This window comes from Delftia sp. GW456-R20 (assembly GCF_001622915.1).
GTDB classification, from domain to species: domain Bacteria; phylum Pseudomonadota; class Gammaproteobacteria; order Burkholderiales; family Burkholderiaceae_C; genus Comamonas; species Comamonas acidovorans.
In genome coordinates, this window is record NZ_LWCN01000004.1 from 290,385 (window position 1) to 310,715 (window position 20,331).

The window sequence follows — 20,331 nt, forward strand, 5'->3', positions numbered from 1 at the left end:
TAAACAAACTATAAATTGCGTTAAAAATCTAATTGCACTTATTTTTGAAAATATTTTCTAAATGAGTTAAGCAATTTTTCATTTGAATTTTCATGAAGAAGTCTGTTGTAAATTGTTTCATTAAGATCGTAAATTTCTCTAGAAACTAAGGATCCGTCTGGGTGATCCTGTATTGGAATTCTTTCTGCTAGGTCGAAGAAATTGTGAGTTATTTCAGGAGGTGAAAATATATTTTTATCTAACGGAAATTCGGCATATGGATTGTAGTAAATGTGCAATCCGTCCAAATGGGACTCATTGTGAAAGCGGCTGTGGCAAACACTAATATCAGATCCGTATAAGATTTCTTGTATTTTTAATCTAATCTCAGCTTTGTAATTATAATAATCAGGGCGCATCGTGTTAACGGTTATTTGATTTCTCTTGTCATTTGAATATGTTGAGTAATTATCAAATTTTCTATATCTGGTGGATCTTATTATTTTATCAATTTTGCTCTCTATCTGCACTTTGCCAAATGTTCCAGTTGTAGAGAAAATTACAGCACTAATTTCTTTGTATGAATTGTTGGTAAATATTCCTAATTTGACATTGGCGCCATTTTCTTTAGTTACTGCTGATATTGCTGGTTGTCTTCCTGTAAATAAAGACTCCCTATTGGGTGCGTCGATTCCAAAAAGTACTCTATTGATTATTTCATTGTTTTGCATTGATGAATTATCGCTATCGAAAGGCGCTATTGCGATGACGAATGGTCTTCCTGTTACATGTTTTAATGATGAGTACGGATGTTTTTTTTGGTTTTCTCCGATAAATAGATCTTTTTTGTCTTTTATCTTTCCAGCAAGCTTTATTGTGCTGAAATCTTTGTAATTTTCCTTGCGCAGTATTCTTTCACCTAATTTTGGTTGATCGGTTATTACTGCCTCAACATTGAATAAGTATCCTTCCGTTGTGGAGATGCAGAAATCTGGACTATTTTTTGAGTAGTCAACATTCAATCCAATCTCAATGAATGCTTTATTTAAGTAAAGCTCCCAGAAAGCAGAGTTAAATGTTGTCTGAAATTCATTGATAAATTTCTTGCTTTCCCCTTTTCGCGTCAATAATCCTTGGCCCCAAGATTGGATTACTTCTCTCTCCTTTGAGAGTAGTGCATTATTTCTTATGAATTTAAAAGAATCATGAAGCTTGTCTTCTTGTATTTTTGTTTTGAATAAATCCATATATTTGTTGATGGAGAATTATTGTTGAATTTAGCTAGAATATGTTATGCATTCTTACGAACTCTACCTGTTAGTTGGCGAAGTTAGGCGCTTCTATCCAGACTTGTTTAAGGCCAACTAGTGCCAGTTGAGCTATGCAAAGTGCTTGATCTAGTCCATTAGGGCTCAAAACTAGACGCAATGCCAGAAGACGGTCAGATATTGATGGATGAGACTCCGTTTCTTCCCAGTTGGGATATGCAAGGACAATAAGGGCAAACGCGCCAAAATAAACGCCAAGCGATCTCTTTAGTCTCACTGTGGATTCATCCACATCGTAAGCCAATGCATACTGTGAGGCAGTTTCAAGTAGATAGTTGGCTGCAAATTTGTCGCAAGATAGTTCTTCAGCATGTGCGCGCGCCGGTGGGTCACCATCTGCAATTGCTGTGAAGTCTTGCTGATGCTTCAGGTGTCGCACTTCATGCAACATTGCCCAGCCTGCAGCAAACATCGCCAGCTCTGCGGGGACTCGGAACTCAATGTCTGATGGAATTGTGCCTGGCTCAGGCAGGTTGCCCAGTGAAACAGATTCTGGATCATCTGCGTCCCGAATCTTAAGCGCCAGAGAAAGTAGGTCCCGCAGACGATCAATGCTGGGGGGGGCATCATTGACAATCATTGACTGGGCATAGGCATATGCCTCCCAAGCAGCAAAGGCACTGACCCAGATGACTCGCAGAGCCCGGTGATTGAAGTGCACGTATCTATAGGCGCCGCCCTCCATCTTTACCTCTTTGGCATCGGTGCAGAGGCAAAACTGGAGCTGATACTGCTCCCACAGTCGCTTCAGTTCATCGGATTTTTCCGGTGCAATTCCAAGGAAAAGTATCTTTACTGCATCCTGAATTTCGGAATCCGAACGCTTTTCGTCAGTGAACATATCCTGTCCTTCTCGTTAGTCGGGAGGACATTTTCGCTTGTGAAGCGTTCAATAGCCTGACAGCTTGAGACGCGCTACGTACTGACGGCTTTTTGGCTTCGACGTTGCTAGCGTGTGTTACCAATGGGCTGCGGCCAGACTCGTTGCCACCCTCTTAGATGTTCAGTCCCACAGTGAGATGGTACGGATGAAGTCTAAAGCGGCTTGGATCTTTTTCGCATGCCTCGCAAATCGCCCGGAATGGTGTCTTCCACCTGACCGCCTTCAAGTGCTTGCCGAAGTTGTAGCTTTGAACGAAGGCTTGGACATGCTCCCGTAGCTGCTCCAGCTCTTCGTACTCGTAGGCCTTGATCGTGGATTCCTTGATGGTCCGGTGATGTCTGTATCACATTGGCACCGGCCGATGGCGCGGCACCGTCGTTTAAGGACGAACGACGGCTTCCTGGTGACACCGTTAGATCAGGAGTCCACAGCGACCGACAGCAACCGCTGCCCAGAGTCATCGACAAGACTCCAGTGAATGTCGGCAACAGGTCGTCTGCTGCCACTTCAAAGCGACTGATGTGGCTGCTGCACCTCGGTTCATCATTATCATTTCACCCGGCGAACAGCAGAAGTATGACCTATAAAAAATCATAAAAGTCAAGCATCAAACCTACGGTCCTTATCGAACGTTTTCAGGATGACTGGGACCAGCATCGTCCGTATGGTGCTCGGCCATGGCAATCGACCGTCTCCGACCTTATAGTTCCTATCTCAAGACATCTTTCAGACAGCAAGGGGCAACAACCCGAGGGCAGGGCTCTCTGCCCTCGCCAATCCACCAGATCCTGCAGCGTTGCAACTGCCTTCCATGTCTGAGGGCGAGATGAAGAGTCTTGCCGCACGGCTGCTGGCTATGTCGCCCTGGTCAAAACATCGCAGGCAGCGGCAGCCTGCAGAAGGCAAGCAGGGGCCTGGCTCAGTGGCCGAATCAGCGCCGACCCAGATGCCCGCCGTAGCTGGTACGGAACCAGGATGGCTTCGGGTACTGAGCTCCGATCAGCTGCTCGCTGTCGTGCGTGCAGAAAAGGCTGTGGACGCCATGTGGCGCCAGTCGCACCAGAGTCGTGAAGTCTGGGAGCGAGATCTTTTGCCGGCCATCCATCGGTACGCAGCGTTCGTGCAATTGATGCCTGCGTCAGAGGCGCACCACCATGCCCATGCAGGTGGGCTGCTCACCCACACGATCGAGATGGTCCTGGCAGCCCTGACCTGGCGCAATGCCATGCTGTTGCCTGGCGGCTCCCAGATCGAGGAGATCGATGCACAACGTGACCAGTGGAGCTACGTGGTGTTCTTCGCCGCGCTGCTGCACGACATCGCCAAGCCCATGACCGATCTGCGGATCCAGTGGCGTTGTGACGGCATGGCCGATTCGATTCGCTGGACACCTGCAGGCGGCAGCCTGGTCCAGATCACGGCCCGGCGTGCTGCCGCCGAGTACCTGGTCGATTTCACGCCCAAGAGCCAGCGCGACTACAGCGCCCACGGCAAACTGGCGCAGCTGCTGCTGTCTCGCATTGCGCCAGAGTCTGCGCTCGTGTTCCTGGCCCAGACGCCTGCAGCCATGGACGCCCTGGAGCAGTATCTCAGCGGCCAGGACCGCGACAGCTTGGTGGCCCAGCTGGTGCGCCGAGCCGACCAGGCCTCGACACAGCGCGCTCTGCTGTCGGGTCACAAAGGCCGCTTCCCGACCTCCAAGTCCAAGCCGTTGATCGACTTGTTGATGCAGGCCATCACCAGCATGCTGCAGGCCGGCACCGATCTGCCGCTGAACCGCTCAGGTGGCGCGGCCTGGGTGTTTGAGGGAGCCATCTGGTTCGTGGCCAAGCGGTTGGCGGATTCGGTGCGCGAATGGATCAAGCGCAATGAGCCCGATGAGGCTGTACCAGGGGACTCGAAGAACGATCGGCTATTCGACACCTGGCAGGACTATGGCGTCATCGACCTGAACCCGTCCACCGGGCAGGCTATCTGGCATGTGACCGTGCAGGGAGAGGCATCAGAACCTGCGGCAGATCGAGGAGGCTATGAGCACGACCTGGCCATGCTGCGATTTCCCTTAGCCAAGGTCTTTTCGCACGAGAGCAAGTATCCGGCGCCCATGCAAGGCAGATTGATCCTGCGGCAAAAACGCAAGGATGAGGCCGGGGAGGGCGGGGCCTCAACGCAGGCCGTGCAGCTGCAGATTCCTGCGGCAGGTTCTGGTGGTAAGGAAGATGCGGCAGGCCATGCACCCGAAGCTGCAGCACTACCAGCCAACCCTCGCGCGCCTGCAGCTGCGTCCAAGGCGCCAAGCAAGCAGGAATTGAAGCTTGCGGCAGTCATGCGTGAACCGGCGTTCAGGGCACCATCTGCTGCGGCAAAGTCGCCTGCAATCAAATCCGAAACTGGCACAGCACATCAGGCACGAAAGATTGATGCAACGCCAGTGAGCCATCGGGAAACGCCTGCACCCGTACGTGCCCTTGCAACGGCTCCAGCAGAAGCTGGCCCAGCAATCAAGGCAGAACCAGTGCCTGGACCAGTTCGGCAACCTGACAATGCTGCACTGGCAGCGCCGCCGCCGGCGGCGGGATCTTCAATCGATTTTGACCCAGGCGATGCAGCCTACCTACTCGACCAGAGTGACTTCCTCGATGAGGCCGAAACTGCAGCAGCGATGCGACCCAAGAAAGGCCCACGGCCGCCGAAGCCGGCGCGGGCCAGTGAGGAGGGCGGGGCGGTGCGCGAGCAATCATCAGAAGCTGCCGCAGGCCTGGACGAGGCCCGGGCTACGCCAGAGCCTCCAGCACAGCCTACCGCCCAGATCCTTTCATCAGAACCTGCAGCAGTGCCTGCGCCCGAGGCGACGCCACCACTGCCTGTCCTTCCTACTCGGCGCGCCGCGAGCGTCGCTTCGGAGTTCCGGAGCCTGAGCGACGAGCTCGATGACTTGCCCACGGTCGTGGTGCGGGCCAGGAGCGAGCCACAGGCCCACCGTGCAGACGAGCCCCAGCCGGTACTGCTCTTGCAGCAGCTACCCAAGATCGATGGCCAGGAAAGGCCTGCGCACGAGCCCAGCGAGTTGGCGTTGGACTTCATGCGGTGGGTTCAGCAGGGCTTAGTTGATCGTGAGATCAAGTTCAACGAGACGGGGGCAGCCGTGCATTTTGTCGAGCAAGGCATGGCGTTGGTCTCTCCGCTGATCTTCAAGAAATTTGCTCAGGAACATGCCGACCTGGCAGAAAGCCCAACTGAGCTGGCCACGAAGGTGCAGCGGGAGGTCATCAAGTGCGGCTGGCACCTGCCGGCAGCCAATCGGACCAACATCGTCGCGTTCGAGATTTACTCGCGCGGCGATGTCAAAGGCCGGCTGTCATGTGTGGTGCTGGTCGAGCCTGGGCGATGGGTTCAGCCCGTTCCGCCGAGCAATCCAGCGCTCAAGATGGTTTAGGGAATTTTCGAAAAGACAATATCAATCAAAAACTTATGAAATTCAACGCACTTTCTAAAAACCAAGAACCGAAGGTGGATCTGGATGCTGACCAGCGCCTCGGGCTGTGGAGATCGAGGCCTTGGCAGCACCGGGCGCTGTATCGCTGGAACGTCTTCTTGGCCTATGCGGGCGGGCTGGTCACGGCCAGACATGTCTGGGATGCCTTGCGCCATCCTCACGAGGTGATCATGTTGCCGTTGCGTCCGGCGAAGCGCGGGATGATTTTTGTGTGTCCTGCGGCTGTGCGTGAGTACACAGAGATGTGTGCCGCAAGTAGCACGGACGCGAGTGCTAAAAGCGTAGCGCTGGAACGGCCTGAGAAGCCACTCGGCGGGAGGGAAAAAGTTCAAACGGTTGACAGTTTGGAGCGCAGCCCATAGAGTCCGAACCGTGCGTCAACGAGGAATCTTCTGAACATAAATGTCCGATTAGTTAGTGATCGCTACGACTGTGAGCCCCATCAAAGCTCACTTTTTTTAGCGATCAACTGATAGATACGATGTATATTATGTTAAATCACAAACGTAGATAACGGCCTGAAAACCAAGGCAAGGCACTCCTCCAGTGCCTTGCCTGCTTCGTTTTCAGCTGTTCAAGACGGTTTCCAGGCCTTCAAGCTCCTGCTTCAGCAAAAGCGCGGTTTCCTGTGGCTCGAACTGGCGCTGCAGCAGCGGGATGGTGAAGACGTAGCTTGCATCGTGTACGCCGTGGGTTTCATCGCGGCGCAGGACGTAGGCCAGTTGCAGGCGCGCCAGGGACCGGCGCAAGGCCTGGGCCTGGCCGGTTGCGCCGTGGGACTGGACCAGGGCGTCGAGTGCGGTCAGGCTGGTCTGTCCTTGCTGGGCCGTGTGATAGACGGCGATGCGGTCCAGGCGGCAGGCCTGTTCGTCGGTGCTCAAGCGGCCCCATCCCACCAGCGCGTCCTGCACGGGCTGGGATGCCATGGCCTGGCGCAGGTGGCGTTCTTCGATGACGCGTTCGTCGGGTCCCAGGGCTTCCAGGCATTCCTGGCAGAGGATGGCGACCAGGTTGGCGCGCCTGCCGCTGGCCTCTATCAGCCGCTCGGCCAGAGTGTCGTTGGCAAAGCCCAGGCGCAGCCTGCGCAGCGGTTCGGTGGCCAGGGCGTGGCATGCCGCTGGCTCCAATCCACCAATGGCCAGGATTTCGCCGAAGTTGCGCAGCGGCGACTGGTAGTCGAGCAGCGCTGCCGCGTACAGATCCCAGAATCCCGCCAGCATGAACCAGCAACGGCCCTCCTCGCTCAGCGCGCGCAAGGCGCTGAGCTGGGGGTAGCCATTGCGGGCTTCGTCGCGGAAGAACAGGTCGGCCTCGTCGATCAGCAGGTACAGCCGCCTGCCCTGCGACTGCTTTTGCAGGTGTTCGATGATGGCCTCCAGCGGTGTTTCCACCGGAAGGCCGAACTGCGTGGCCAGACGCGGCGTGAGGCGGTGGTCGCGCAGCGAGATGTAGTGGCAGGCGATGGCCGGATGCTCCTGCAGCCGCCGCTGCACGGCCTTGAGCAGGCTGCTTTTGCCGAGCTGGCGTCCTCCCACGACCAGGTAGTTGGCCGGTTCGCGGTTGAGCACGCGGGCCAGCAGGCGCTCGCGGCCAAAGAAAACGTCCTCGCGCGTCACGCCGCCGCGCGTCTGGTAGGGCGATATGCGCGTGACCTGCAACTGCGTGGCCAGCAGCCGCAGCAGCACCTGGTCTGGAGCGCCGCCCAGCAGCCATTCGGTCTGTCCCGGGCTGTCCAGCAGCACGTGCAGGTTGGCGCGGTCCTGGGCATGGCGCTGCAGCAGCGGCATGGGCGACTGTGGATGGTGCGGGCTCACGATGAGCACCACATCGCCGCCGGTTTGCAGCAGGCGCAGCTGGCGCACGAGTTCGCCCTCTTCCAGCTCCGCTGGGGGCGCATAGACCAGGCAGCGGCCCAGGGCGATGGGCAGCTCGGGCGGCAGCGTCCACTCGAACATGTCGCCGGGCACGGGCCACTCGCCTTGCGCCGGTTTGCAGACGGCGGACAGGCGTTCGGCCAGGGCCCGCACGCGGGCGCCTGGGCTTGCGCCGGCAAGGCGCAGGGCCCGCTGCCAGTCCGGCGGGCGTATGCCTGCAGCGCGCAGGACGGCGGAACGGCGGCCGGTGAGCCGCAGCAACCGGTCCAGCTGGGGCAGATGCTGGTAGGGCTTGCGGCGCAGGCGCTCGGGCTTGAGCTGTGCCGGGCCTATCAGCGGATGGCGCACCATCCACAGCAGGGCCAGGCAGCCAAAGACCAGTGCGCTGGTCCAGATGACGCTGCGCAGCCATCCAAAGGGTTCATGCTCGGGCTGGCCCGGCGAGGGGCTGCAGTTCAGCGGCAGGTAGCGCGGCGGAGTCGGAGGCAGGCCGCCCTGGCAGCTCCAGTCCCAGCGTTGCCTGTCCAGTTGCAGCAGGACCTGGGTTCCGGCGAGCACGCCCATCTGGCTGTCGCGCGCCACGTCCGCCTGCAGCACGAATGGACTGGGCGAGCTCATGCGCACGCGTGGTTCGGCAATGTCCGGCGCCACGCTGGCCAGGTCCTGCGGCCAGCTTTCATGCTGGCGCACATAGTCCATCAGGGCCAGGCGCCACAGGATGATTTCGTTCCAGACCCGGCCCGAGCTTTCCGCGCCCTGCAGGCTGCTGCGGGTGACGGGGTTGTAGCGGGGCAGCAGGATGGCCGTGCCGATGAACAGCGTGACCAAGGCGAGCAGCGCGGCACGCCACCAGGATCTGGGCAGTTGCACAAGCCGGCCCAGGCCGCTCATGCCTGCAGCACCGCCACGGCGGCTTCGCGGGCAATGTCGCAGCGCCAGTGCAGATGGGCGCCCTCACCTGCTCCGCGCACCTGCAGCAGATTGCCCCAGAACAGGCGCCGCAGCACGGCATCCTGCAGATAGGGGCGTGCACGGCCCAGCGATGCCGCATCCACCAGCCCGCGCAGTTGCTCGCGCGTGGCAGGTTCCTGCGCCAGGGGCAGCAAGGTCTGCCACAGGCGCGCGCTGGCCACCAGATGGGCGCGCAGCAGGGGCGAGTGCACGGAAGCGACGCCCACGCCCTGCTCCACCAGCCATTGCAGCGCTTCCTCGAAAAGCGCGGGATGCCCGCCCGTCAGCGCCTGCAATGCCTCGATGACCTCGGCCGGCCAGGCCGTGCCGGGCCAGCGCTGGCGCGCCATCAGGGCCAGGTCTTCCAGCGTGGGATCGGGCCAGTGGGCCACCTGGCCGATGTTGAGCAGCGACAGGTCACCGCTGCGGTACTTGAGGTCGGCCAGGGCCTCGCTGCCGCACAGCAGCAAGTGCAGGCGGCCGCTGTGCATTTCGCTGAGGCTGCGCAGAATGCCGGCCAGTGTCTCGCGCAGCTGCGCCGTGCCCTGCTCGAAGCGGCTGACCAGGCAAAACAGCCGGCCGCCGGCCAGCAGGCGCTTTTCCAGCAGGGCCTCGAATTCGTAGTCCGAGCCCACTTCGCCCAGCCCGCATTGCCGGCCCAGGGCCGCAAAGTAGTCGGCCGCAGCCGTGCTCACGCTGTAGGGCGGCTGGATGTGCAACACCGCCTCGGCGCCATACTGGGCGCGGGCGCGCAGCAGCAGTTCCTGGCGAAACGGGGGCTGCCCCCAGTGCGCGGGCGACAGCAGCATGGTGATGGCATAGGGCCTGGCCTGGGCCAGCTGGGCGAAAAGCCGGTCCATGAAGCCTGCAAAAGGCTGGGCGCCGGCGGCGGCGGCCTGCAGCGGAAACTCCGTGGCAAAGCCAGCGGCGGAGAACAGGCGATTGGTCTCCGCCTCCGTCAGGCGCAGGTACTGGGCACAGGCGGCCAGCCGGTCGCGCGAGCGCGGATTGGGCAGGGAAACCCCATTCCTCCAGTTGTTGACGGCTTCCCGGCTCAGCCCGATCTCGGTGGCCACGCCCGAGGCGCTGGCGCGGATGCGGCGCATGTACAGCCCCAGCAAATGGCCGAAATCCTCGTGAACGCCTGGTGCCACGGCAGCACCCTGTTCAATGGCGGTGGGCTGCATCAGCGACGGCTCCGCTCAGGAAAACAGCGCCTGCTGGCGCAGATCCGTCCTGCCGGGGCCATGGTCCGTATCCTCATCCTGTTCACCCTCTCCTGGGATTCAGCTGGTGTTGTGCAATTTGTTTCATTTTGCCGAGCGCGGATTGTCTCAGGATGCGGCATCGCCGCCACCCTGCCCCGCAAACTCCCGCCGCGCGCCGGCCATGCGGTACAGAGGCAGCACCACCGCCAGCACCAATCCCAAAGCCAGCCAGAGCCACAGTCCCTTGCCTCTGAAGGCCAGGGCCGCAATGACGGTGAAGGCCACGGCCTCGCACAGCCCGCGAAAGCCGGCCCGCAGCATGAACAGCCCCACGATGCCCTGCACGGGCGATACGCCGCTCTTGCGCAGGCTGGCCAGGGTGTCCAGCAGGGCCTGCACGGATTCCTGGGCCTGGCGGTCACGCTCCTGGTCCCGCTCGCGCAGCCGGGTGATGGTCATGGGCTGGGCCGGATTGGTGAGGGCGGTGCCGTCGGCGCCCTCTTCCTGGCCGGGCTGCGGATAGACCTCGCCATTCGTATCGACCAGCACCTGGCGCTCCGGGTAACGGGACAGCCAGGCGTGGTGGCTGACCCATCGGCCGGCATCGAAGTGGTAGCGCTCGCTCTCGCCCACCTGGTCGTAGAAGACATGCAGCACCGCCGCCTGCAGCCCGTGCTGGAACAGCGTCTCCAGCAATCGCCAGGGCATGCCGGCCGTGGTGCGGGTGTCAAAGCCCAGTTCCAGGTGCTGGGGATGGCCCAGGGCGCTGGCATTGGCCCAGTCGTCATCCCACAGCGCGGACCGGTCCAGAGCGGGGTCCAGCTCATGGATCCAGCGCTCGGCCTGCTCCCAGGACTGCCGGGCCAGGTACTGGCAGATCAGTTGCACGCGGCGCAGCTGCAGGGGCGTATCGAAGAAAAGATAGAGGTGATGGACGTTGCTGGACATGGCGGGCCTGAGGCGTTTGCAGGAATGCCTCGATTGTTCAATTGCAGCCGCCAGCCGGCCCTCCCAGGCCTGTCCAGCAGGCGGCTGGCAGGCGCTTCCACCGGTTGACATTCTGTCCACTGCAAGAAGCGGGATGCAGGCGCTGCGGCGGCGCCCTAGACTGCGGCAATTGCCCACAGCGCCCATATTGCCAACCGCGCCTATACCGCCAACTCCGCCCGCCATGCACAACCTCGGTCTTTTCGACAACGAAGCTTGCGAATCCGCCCCGCCCTGCCACTGGACGCAGATGGAGCACCAGCTCGATGAGCAAGGCTGCGCGCGCCTGCCCGGCCTGCTGGATGCGCAGCAGTGCCGCGACCTGGCCGCTCTTTACGCAAGGGAGGACGGCTTTCGCTCCCGCATCGTCATGGCACGCCACGGTTTCGGGCGCGGCGAGTACCAATATTTCGACTACCCCTTGCCACCGCTGCTGCAGCGCCTGCGCGAGCAGCTGTATCTGCGCCTGGCGCCGGTGGCCAATCTCTGGAACCAGCGCATGGGGCTGGAAGTGCGCTATCCGGACCGGCTGCAGGACTTCCTGGCGCGCTGCCACGCGCAGGGCCAGTTGCGGCCCACGCCGCTCATCCTTCAATACGGTGCGGGCGACTACAACTGCCTGCACCAGGACGTCTATGGAGAGCATGTGTTTCCGCTGCAGGTAGTGCTGCTGCTGTCGCGGCCCGGGCGGGACTTCACGGGTGGCGAGTTCGTCACCACCCAGGCAGATGGCGACCGGCAGCGGGCCGATGTGATGGCACTGGATCAGGGCGATGCGCTGGTCCTTGCCGTGCGCCACCGGCCCGTGCCCGGGCGGCGCACCGGCTACCGCCGCGTGGCCATGCGCCATGGGGTCAGCCGCATCCACAGCGGCCATCGCCATACCGTGGGGCTGATCTTTCATGACGCACTTTGATGGATGGCCGGCATGAGCACGCTGGATCTTTTCGCCGATGAACATCCCACCGGGGCCGAATCCATAGGCCCCCAATCCGTGGTGCTGCGCGGCCATGCCCTGCCCCATGCCGCGCAGTTGCTGGAGGCGGTCGAAGGCATTGCGGCGCGGGCGCCGCTGCGCCATCTGGTCACGCCGGGTGGCTTCACCATGTCGGTGGCCATGACCAACTGCGGCGCGCTGGGCTGGACCAGCGACAGGCGCGGCTACCGCTACAGCGCCATCGACCCACTCAGCGGCCAGCCCTGGCCGGCCATGCCGGCCGTGTTTGTCCGGCTGGCGGGCGAGGCGGCCGCTGTGGCGGGGTTCGATGGCTTTGTGCCCGATGCCTGCCTCATCAACCAGTACCTGCCCGGCACTCGGCTTTCCCTGCACCAGGACCGCGATGAGCGCGACCTGGGCGCGCCCATTGTCTCGGTGTCCCTGGGCATGCCGGCCACTTTTCTGTTTGGAGGACTGGCGCGGGCGGACAGGACGGCCAGGGTGCCGCTGCAGCATGGCGACGTGGTGGTCTGGGGCGGCGTGGATCGGCTGCGCCACCACGGCGTGTTGCCGCTCAAGGACCAGCCTCACCCGCTGCTGGGCGGGCGGCGCATCAATCTCACTTTTCGCAAGGCGGGCTGAATGGTCGGACAGTCTGAAATGGGTAGGCTCAACAGCCAGGATCGCTTCGCCCGCCTGGATTGGGTGCGGATTGCCGCTGAGCTCGATGCCGAAGGCCATGCCCTGCTGCCGCAGCTGCTGACTGCGGATGAAAGCCGCGCCTTGGCCCGCGAGGCGGCAGCCGCGTCTGGCCTGCCGCCCTGCGTTCAGGCATGGCGCCCGGTGCTGTACGGGCATCTGCTGGCCCTGGCCAACCGCTGGCGCGAACACATGGGCATGCAGCCTGAGTTGCCAGGCTGCTTCGAGGATTTAATGCGTCCGGGCGGGAAAGCAGGCCAAACGCAGCCGCAGCCACAGCCACAGCCACATCTGCTGCGCGTGCCGCAAGCAGGCCATGCCCCGCTGCGGTCATACAGCGAAGGTGCGGCGGTGTTTCCGCTGCAGCTGGTGCTGCTGCTGTCCCGGCCGGGCCAGGATTTCGAGGGCGGCGAATTCGTGATGACCGAGCAGCGCCCGCGCATGCAATCGCGCCCCATGGTGCTGCCGCTGGGCCTGGGGGATGCGGCCATCATCGCCACGGGGCCGCGCCCGGTGCGCGGTGCGGCGGGCTTTTACCGCGTGCACCTGCGGCATGCCATCAGCCGCGTTCACCGTGGCGAGTGGCTGGGTCTGGAGCTGCTTTTGCCCGACGTGCCCCAGGCGCCCAAGGCTCTGCAAACGGACCGCTGGCTATAATGCCGCGCCTGCAAAGGCATCCGTGCAACAGGTGTCCACATGCCAGCCATGGGGATGAAACGGGAACAAGGTGACTGCCAGCAAATGCTTTTTGCGCTGCCGGCACAGGCCTTGGCTGCCCCCGCAACGGTAAACAAGTCAAGGCGCTCCATGCCTGTCCCGCCAGTCTCCGCAACCCTGCGGAGGGGCGATGACAGGCTGTCACTGGTTCATGGCGTGGTCTGCAACATGCAGCTTTTCGCGGGTGGATTGGGAAGACGGGGCGCTGGGCGGAAGGCCTTTCCTTGCGCCGCTTGTGAGCCCGGAGACCGGCCTGCTGCGTTTCGCGCCTGCTGTGCAGGCGTTTTCTTGACTGTCTGCGGGGTGCGGATGGCAACGTCCTGCGCCCCTTCCTCCCACGCTGGCTGGAGAGGTGGCAGTGCCTTGCTTTCGCATCAGACGGTCGAAGACCGATGTTCGAAATGCATTCTTCCTTTTCCAGGGTTTCCAGCGCTCGCGCTGCCCAGTCCCTTTCCGTGCGGCTGAGCCCGCTGGCCCTGGCCTGCGCCTTCATCTGCCTGCCGGCGCAGGCTCAAACCCAAACGCCCACGCCAACGCCAACGCCCCCATCAACCGCCCTGCCCGAGGTCCAGGTCACCGGCCAGGCCGAACGCATCGGCCAGCAACTGGCCCAGCCTGCGCGCTCTGCCAGCCATACCGGCGTCTCCAACCAGGAAGTGCCGGCCAGCGTGGACGGCGTCTCTGCCGAGCAGATGCAGGAGCGTGGCGACTACGCCCTGGTGGACGCCGTCACGCGCACCGTGGGCCTGACGGCCAGCAGCACGCCGGGCAACGGCGGCCTGGCCTTCAGCAGCCGTGGCTTTGCGGGTGTCAATTCCGTGGGCGTGGCCGAAGACGGCATGGTGCTGGGCGTGGCCGCCGGCACCACGGCCTATCCGGGTGACAGCTGGGGCTACGAGCGCATCGACGTGCTGCGTGGACCGGCCTCGCTGATGTATGGCAGCGGCACCATGGGCGCCACGGTCAACGCCATCCGCAAGCAGCCCAGCCGCACCAGCTCGGCCGAGGTGCTGCTGGGCGCGGGCACGGACGACACGCTGCGCCTGGGCCTGGGCGTGACCGGCGCCCTGGGCGCCTATGCCAGCTACCGCATCGACAGCTACACCGCGCGCAGCGCAGGCGAGCGCGATCTGGACCAGTCGCGCAACGGCAAGTTCATGAGCACGCTGCGCTTGGAGCCCACGAGCGACCTGCAGATCGACCTGATTGCCGACCGCAGCGTGCAAAAGCCCAGCCGCTACTGGGGCACGCCGGGCCTGGACGGCAAGGTGGTGGAGTCGCTGCGCGACCGCAACTACAACGCCGAAGACAGCGTGCTGCGCTATGCCGACGAGCGCCTGCGCGCCAAGGTGCAATGGAAGGCCAATGACTGGCTGACGGTGCGCAACGAGCTGTACCACGTGAAGTCCGACCGCCACTGGCGCAACATCGAGGCCTACGCGCTCAACCCCGCCACCTGGACCGTGGGCCGCTCCGACTACCTGGAAATCCTGCACGACCTGGAGCAGACCGGCAACCGCCTGGGCCTGAACGTGGACCGGGGCTCGCACAAGATCGCCATGGGCTGGGAGGCCGCGCGCATCAACCTGCGGCTGTCCAACAATTCGCCCTATGGCGGCTCGTCCACGGTCTCGGCCTGGGACCCCGTGCATGGCAGCTGGGCCAGCCCGGATCTCACCGCCGCCAAGACAGAAACCGGCGTGACCCAGCATGCCCTGTACCTGGAAGATGCCTGGCGCATCAGCAACCGCTGGCTGGCCATGGCCGGCCTGCGCCGCGATGTCTACGACTTTGCCAGCCACTCGCTGGTGGGCGGCACGGACTTCGACAAGACGCTGGCCGCTACCTCCTGGCGCCTGGGTTTGACCTATGAGCTGGCCCGCAACACCCATGTCTATGGGCAGATCAGCTCGGGACACGATCCCGTCAACAGCCTGGTCTCGCTGAACCTGGCCAACACGGCTTACAAGCTGAGCAAGGGCCGCCAGGCCGAGATCGGCATCAAGCAGCAGGTGGCTGGCGGGCGCGGCGAATGGACGCTGGCCGTGTTTGACATCAAGAAGGACGACATCATCACGCGCGACCCGGACCGCCCAGCCGTCTCCATCCAGGGCGGCAGCCAGTCCTCACGCGGGGCGGAAGCCACCGCCACCTTCCAGGCCACGCCCGCCCTGCGCTTGGAGGGCAACCTGTCCTATGTGGACGCCCAGTTCGACAAGCTCATCGAGGCTGGCGGCAACCGCGCAGGCAACCGTCCGCAGAACGTGGCCAAGACCACGGCCAACCTCTGGGGCCACTACCGCGTGGGCGCCTGGCAAGCCTCGCTGGGCCTGCGCTACGTGGGTGACCGCTTTGGCAACAACGCCAATACCGTGAACCTGCCCGCCTACACCGTGGCCGACGCCGCGCTGAGCTGGCAGGTGGACCCGCGCACCACCCTGAGCCTGATCGGCCGCAACCTGGCCGACAGGGTCTATGTGGGATCGAGCTACGGCAGCCAGTTCCTGGTCGGGCAAGGCCGCCGCTTCGAGATCGCGGCCCATATCCGGTTCTGATGGCCATGGCGCGCTCCAAAAGCCTCCACGGCCTGTGCGCTGGCGCCCTGGCGGCCACCCTGGTGCTGGCCGGCTGCTCGCGCAGCGATTCCGGCACCACCAGTGAACTGCCGGCACCGGCTGCCGCACCGCAGGCGGCCGTGACCGTCAATGTCTGCGGCAGCCCCGTGACCTACGCCAGCGCACCGCTGCGCGCCGTGACCCATGACGTGAATATCACCGAGATGTTCCTCTTTCTGGGCCTGGGCGATCGGCTGGTGGGCTACAGCGGTATCACGCAGGCCAAGCAGATCGACCCGGCCTTCCAGGCCCAGCTGGCCCGCGTGCCGCGGCTGGCCGAGCGCGAGATGAACCTGGAGGCCATCCTGGGCGCCTCGGCAGATTTCGTCTTCGGAGGCTGGAGCTACGGTTTTCGCCAGGGCCAGGTCACGCCCGAGGTGCTGCAGCGCCACGGCATTGCCTCGTATGTGCTGTCCGAATCGTGCATCCGCGTGGGGCCGCGCAGCCAGGTAGCGCTGGAAGACGGCCTGACCGACCTGCGCAACCTGGGCCGCATCTTCCGCATCGACGCCCATGCCGAGCAACTGGCGCAGGGGCTGGAGCGCGAACTCAAGGACCTGCGCGAGCGCATGCAGGGCGTGCGGCAGCGGCCTGCGGTCTTCGTCTACGACAGCGGCCAGGACATCCCCGTGACCGTGGGCCGCTACGGCATGCCGCAGGCCATGATCGAGGAAGCGGGTGGGCGCAACATCTTCGACGACATTCCCAGCAACTGGCCTGCAGGCAACTGGGAGGACGTGGTGCAGCGCAACCCGCAGTGGATCGTCATCATCGACTACGGCCAGCCCCATGCCCAGGGCAAGATCGACTTCCTGCTGGCCAAGCCCGAGCTGGCCGGCGTCGATGCCATCCGCGAAAAGCGGTTCTTCGTGATGACCTATGCCGAGGCCACGCCCGGCCCGCGCAATATTGCGCGGACCCGCGCCCTGGCGCAGGCCCTGCACCCCGACCGCATGCCGGCGCCCAGCCATGCGGCCAACTGATTCCCGCTGGCCCAGGCGCTCGGGCGCCGCCCGCCTCTGGTGCCTGCTGCTGTTCGCGGCCCTGTTGATGGTGATGACGCTGGCCATCACCTGGGGGCCCGTGGACATGCCTGCCGGCACGGTCTGGCGCATTGCCTGGAGCCGGCTGCTGCAGGCGCTGGGCATGCAGCCGCCGCCGCTGGAGGGCATCACGCCGCAGCACCAGCAGATCGTCTGGCTGATCCGCATGCCGCGCGTGCTGCTGGCGGCCCTGGTGGGCGCGGGGCTTGCCGTGGTGGGCACCATCATGCAGGCCATGGTGCGCAATCCGCTGGCCGATCCCTATCTGCTGGGCGTGTCCTCGGGTGCGTCGGTGGGCGCCGTGGCCGTGCTGGCCTTCGGTGCGCTGGCCTCGGCCGGCATGTACGCCCTCACGGCCGGGGCCTTTGCCGGGGCGCTGGCGGCCACCGTCGCCGTCTACCTGCTGGCGCGCTCCCAGGGCCGCATCCATGCCACGCGGCTGATCCTGGGTGGTGTGGCCATCGGCTATGTGCTGGCGGGCGTGACCAGCCTGATCACCCTGTCATCGGGCCAGCGCGACCTGGCCAATGCCCTGCTGACCTGGACGCTGGGCAGCCTGGCCGGCACGCAGTGGGAGGAACTGGGCATTCCCGCCGCCGTGCTGGCTGCAGGAATGCTCTGGCTGGGGCTGCAGACGCGCCCGCTCAACGCCCTGCTGGCCGGTGACGAGGCCGCCGCTACGCTGGGCGTGGACACGGCACGGCTGCGGCGCGCACTGTTCCTGGCGGTGTCGCTGCTCACGGGCACCATGGTGGCGGTCAGCGGCGCCATCGGCTTTGTGGGACTGATCGTGCCGCACGCCGCGCGCATGCTGGTGGGCACGGACCACCGGCGCGTGCTGCCCGTGGCCGCCCTGGCCGGCGCCCTGCTGCTGGTGCTGGTGGATCTTGTTGCGCGCACGGCCTTTGCGCCCATGGAACTGCCCGTGGGCGTGATCACCTCGCTGATCGGCGGACCCTTCTTCGTCTGGATGCTGGTGCGCCAGCCGGTGCAGGGAGGGCGCGGCCCATGAAGCTGCAAGCCCAGGAGCTGTGCTGGAGTGCCGATGCCCGGCGTGCCGACGCCCGGCGCATCGTGGACCAGGCCAGCCTTGCCCTGCACAGCGGCGAATGCGTGGGGCTCATCGGCCCCAACGGCAGCGGCAAATCCACCCTGCTGCGCATGCTCTACCGCGTGCTGCGCCCCGACGCGGGCTGCGTGCTGCTGAACCAGCGCGACATCCGGGATATGACGGCGCGCGAGTTCGCGGCCCAGGTCTCGGTCCTGGCGCAGGAGGCGCCGCAGAGCTTTGACTTCACCGTGCGCGAGGCGGTGATGATGGGCCGCATCCCCCACCAGTCCCCCTGGGCGGGCGACAGCGCCGAGGACCTCGCCTGCATGCGCCAGGCGCTGGCCCAGGTGAATGCCCTGGCGCTGGAGGAGCGGCGTTTCTCCAGCCTGTCCGGCGGCGAGAAGCAACGCGTGCTCGTGGCCCGCGCGCTGGCCCAGCAGCCACGGCTGATGCTGCTGGACGAGCCCACCAACCACCTGGACATACGCCATCAGCTGGAGTTGATGTCACTGGTCCGGCGCCTGCAGATCAGCAGCATCGTCGCCCTGCACGACCTCAACATCGCCGCCCACTACTGCGACCGTCTCTATCTCATGGAACAAGGCCGCATCGTTGCCCATGGCACACCGGCCCAGGTACTGACTCCGGCCACCATCGGCCAGGTCTACGGCGTGGCTGCCGAGGTGGACATCCATGCCGCCACCGGCCGGCTGCGCATCAGCTTCATTCCCGATGAACTCCTCTGAAAAATCCATCCCGCCCGGGCCCGACGCCGTGATCGTGCTGGGCCGTGGCGGCACGGGCGCCGCCTCGCGCCAAAGCCTCATCGAACTGGCCGATGCCTTGCGCCAGACGCTGGAGCCGGCCTGCAAGGTCGTCACATCCTTCGTGGACAAGGCCGCACCCTCGCTGCCCGAGGCGCTGCAGCAATGCCTGCCGGCGCGCTCCATCGTCGTGCTGCCCCTTTTCTCGCCCGACGAGCCTGCCCTGCTGCGCTGGCTGCACAAGCTGGCCATGCGCTGGCGCTCGCAGTTGCCGGACCAGGGCGTGCAGGTGCGGTTTGCCGACCATCTGCTAGGCGCTGCCGCCATGCCCGCGCTGCTGCTGTCGCAGATGGCCCAGGCCCTTCAGGCCCCCGACATTGCCGAATCCGCAGGCGACCAATGGCAGCACGATCCCCAGGCTTGGTCCCAGGTGCCGGACCACCAGCACCATGCCCTGGTCTGCACGGGACCGCGCTGCACGGCCCTGGGCGCCGTGGCCGTCTGGCAAAGCCTGGGCGAGGCCGTGCAGGCCAGCAGCGAACTGCGTGCCAGGCTGCGCCTGCTGCAGACCAGTTGCCAGTACCCCTGCAACCATGGCCCGCTGGCCATCGTCTATCCGGACGGCGTCTGGTACGGGCGGCTCACGGCCGGGAATGTGGCCCAGGTGGTGGAGGCCCATGTGCTCTCGCAGCAGGTCTGCGCGGAGCACCATGTGCACGGGCCTGTGGAGCTGGGAACGCAGGCTTCGTGATGTCTCAGGGCTGTGCCGCCTCCAGCTTGGCCAGCCTCACCGCCACAAAATCCCGCAACGCACGCACCAGCGGCGTGAACTGCCTGCGGCTGGGGGCGACCAGGAACAGGGGCACGCACTCGGTCGTCCAGTCGGTGCACAGCGCAAGAAGGCGGCCCCGGGCCAGGTCCTCGGCCACGTCGAAATACGACTTGTAGGCAATCCCTCGCCCGGCCACGGCCCAGCGCCGCACGGCATCTCCGTCATTGGCCACATTGCGGCCGCGCACCCGGACATGGACCGGCTCAGGTACGGCTGCCCCCTGCCCTGCCGGCCAGAAGCTCCAGCGGTCGTGCACTTCCTCGCCCAGCATGAAGCACAGGCAGTCATGGTCAGTCAGGTCGTGGGGGGTGGCGGGAGCGCCGCGCTGCTGCAGATAGGAAGGCGCGGCGCAGAGCACGCGGCGGTGCGTGTCCGACAGCGGCAAGGCCACCAGGCTGGAATCCTGCGGTCTGCCATAGCGAAAAGCCGCGTCCACAGGCTCGCTGTAGACATTGGCAGCGCGGTCGGACAGGTGCAGGCGCAGATCCACGCCTGCATGCTGGCTCTGGAACTCGTCCAGCCAGGGCATGAGCACGTTGCGGCCCAGGTCGGAGGGGGCGGCCAGTTGCAGCGTGCCGCGCAAAGCGGCCTGGCCGCCAGCCAACTGGTCGCGCACCTGGCGCAGGCCGGCCAGCGCGGGGCGGCAGTGCTCCAGAAACAGCTCGCCCTCCTGCGTGAGCCGCAGGCTGCGCGTGGAGCGCACGAACAGGGTCACGCCCAGCTCTGCCTCCAGCCGCTTGAGCGCTGCGCTGGCCGCAGCCGGGGTCAGGTCCAGGGCACGCGCCGTGGCCGAGAGGCTGCCGCTGTCTGCGGTGCGCACGAAGATATCCAGGTCTTGCAGGCTTTTCATGGGCATTCGCCAGGCTTTGATTTTCAAAAACTATTTGAAGCTTAGTCCAACGAGAAAGCCATTTGTCGTGCTTGCGCCAACTGGGCGCACGGCCTGGGATGGAAGCCGGCTTCCATC

General features: G+C 63.7%; 16 protein-coding genes, 1 pseudogene and 1 riboswitch. Of the genes and pseudogenes, 10 read left to right on the top strand and 7 right to left on the bottom strand.

Annotation, left to right across the window (positions count from 1 at the left end; genetic code table 11):
- Positions 1-38: 38 nt before the first annotated feature.
- The 3 genes and pseudogenes from A4F85_RS06965 to A4F85_RS31395 form a co-directional block, all read right to left on the bottom strand.
- Positions 39-1,226: a hypothetical protein gene (locus tag A4F85_RS06965; RefSeq protein WP_197485462.1), complete on the bottom strand. Its 1,188-nt coding sequence runs from the start codon at positions 1,224-1,226 to the stop codon at positions 39-41.
- 70 nt (positions 1,227-1,296) lie between these two features.
- The gene (locus tag A4F85_RS29420; protein ID WP_082848151.1) at positions 1,297-2,148 is read right to left on the bottom strand and encodes a phage exclusion protein Lit family protein; all 852 of its coding nucleotides are present in this window, start codon (positions 2,146-2,148) and stop codon (positions 1,297-1,299) included.
- A gap of 154 nt (positions 2,149-2,302) precedes the next feature.
- Positions 2,303-2,530 (bottom strand): annotated as a pseudogene (locus A4F85_RS31395) (integrase core domain-containing protein); the annotation flags it as partial.
- A 486-nt stretch (positions 2,531-3,016) separates the two neighbouring features.
- Between A4F85_RS31395 and mobH the strand changes: the two are divergent.
- Positions 3,017-5,626 carry a MobH family relaxase gene (gene mobH, locus A4F85_RS06970; protein ID WP_063327903.1) on the top strand — a complete coding sequence of 870 codons (2,610 nt, stop codon included), beginning with the start codon at positions 3,017-3,019 and terminating at the stop codon, positions 5,624-5,626.
- The gene (locus A4F85_RS06975; RefSeq protein ID WP_156516980.1) at positions 5,578-6,048 is read left to right on the top strand and encodes a hypothetical protein; all 471 of its coding nucleotides are present in this window, start codon (positions 5,578-5,580) and stop codon (positions 6,046-6,048) included. The genes mobH and A4F85_RS06975 overlap by 49 nt, the downstream gene beginning before the upstream one ends.
- Positions 6,049-6,252: 204 nt before the next feature.
- Here the strand turns inward: A4F85_RS06975 and A4F85_RS06980 are convergent, their stop codons facing one another.
- The 3 genes from A4F85_RS06980 to A4F85_RS06990 form a co-directional block, all read right to left on the bottom strand.
- A complete protein-coding gene (locus A4F85_RS06980) occupies positions 6,253-8,451 on the bottom strand; it encodes an AAA family ATPase (RefSeq protein WP_063326133.1) in 2,199 nt (732 codons plus the stop codon).
- Complete coding sequence (locus A4F85_RS06985; RefSeq protein ID WP_043822406.1) at positions 8,448-9,698, bottom strand: hypothetical protein; 1,251 nt, start codon at positions 9,696-9,698, stop codon at positions 8,448-8,450. The genes A4F85_RS06980 and A4F85_RS06985 overlap by 4 nt, the downstream gene beginning before the upstream one ends.
- Before the next feature lie 147 nt (positions 9,699-9,845).
- The gene (locus A4F85_RS06990; RefSeq protein WP_063326134.1) at positions 9,846-10,667 is read right to left on the bottom strand and encodes a hypothetical protein; all 822 of its coding nucleotides are present in this window, start codon (positions 10,665-10,667) and stop codon (positions 9,846-9,848) included.
- Between the two features lie 223 nt (positions 10,668-10,890).
- Here A4F85_RS06990 and A4F85_RS06995 point away from each other — a divergent pair, with 223 nt between their 5' ends.
- From A4F85_RS06995 to A4F85_RS07030, 8 genes are all read left to right on the top strand, one after another.
- Complete coding sequence (locus A4F85_RS06995) at positions 10,891-11,622, top strand: 2OG-Fe(II) oxygenase (RefSeq protein ID WP_063326135.1); 732 nt, start codon at positions 10,891-10,893, stop codon at positions 11,620-11,622.
- Between the two features lie 12 nt (positions 11,623-11,634).
- On the top strand, positions 11,635-12,285 hold the full coding sequence (gene alkB / locus A4F85_RS07000) for a DNA oxidative demethylase AlkB (protein ID WP_063327904.1): 651 nt from the start codon (positions 11,635-11,637) through the stop codon (positions 12,283-12,285).
- Between the two features lie 18 nt (positions 12,286-12,303).
- The gene (locus tag A4F85_RS07005) at positions 12,304-12,999 is read left to right on the top strand and encodes a 2OG-Fe(II) oxygenase (RefSeq protein WP_063326136.1); all 696 of its coding nucleotides are present in this window, start codon (positions 12,304-12,306) and stop codon (positions 12,997-12,999) included.
- Positions 13,000-13,011: 12 nt separating this feature from the next.
- Positions 13,012-13,330: riboswitch (cobalamin riboswitch) on the top strand.
- A gap of 121 nt (positions 13,331-13,451) precedes the next feature.
- Positions 13,452-15,614 carry a TonB-dependent receptor gene (locus A4F85_RS07010; RefSeq protein WP_063326137.1) on the top strand — a complete coding sequence of 721 codons (2,163 nt, stop codon included), beginning with the start codon at positions 13,452-13,454 and terminating at the stop codon, positions 15,612-15,614.
- Positions 15,614-16,657, top strand: coding sequence for an ABC transporter substrate-binding protein (locus A4F85_RS07015; protein ID WP_063326138.1), 1,044 nt, complete (start codon positions 15,614-15,616; stop codon positions 16,655-16,657). Before A4F85_RS07010 ends, A4F85_RS07015 begins: the two co-directional genes overlap by 1 nt.
- A complete protein-coding gene (locus tag A4F85_RS07020) occupies positions 16,644-17,729 on the top strand; it encodes a FecCD family ABC transporter permease (RefSeq protein WP_063326139.1) in 1,086 nt (361 codons plus the stop codon). Before A4F85_RS07015 ends, A4F85_RS07020 begins: the two co-directional genes overlap by 14 nt.
- A complete protein-coding gene (locus A4F85_RS07025) occupies positions 17,726-18,514 on the top strand; it encodes an ABC transporter ATP-binding protein (protein ID WP_063326140.1) in 789 nt (262 codons plus the stop codon). Before A4F85_RS07020 ends, A4F85_RS07025 begins: the two co-directional genes overlap by 4 nt.
- Complete coding sequence (locus A4F85_RS07030) at positions 18,501-19,283, top strand: (2Fe-2S) ferredoxin domain-containing protein (protein WP_231890482.1); 783 nt, start codon at positions 18,501-18,503, stop codon at positions 19,281-19,283. The genes A4F85_RS07025 and A4F85_RS07030 overlap by 14 nt, the downstream gene beginning before the upstream one ends.
- A 4-nt stretch (positions 19,284-19,287) precedes the next feature.
- Here the strand turns inward: A4F85_RS07030 and A4F85_RS07035 are convergent, their stop codons facing one another.
- Positions 19,288-20,214 (bottom strand): LysR family transcriptional regulator, encoded by a 927-nt coding sequence (locus A4F85_RS07035; protein WP_197485463.1) that lies wholly within the window; start codon positions 20,212-20,214, stop codon positions 19,288-19,290.
- Positions 20,215-20,331 lie beyond the last annotated feature (117 nt).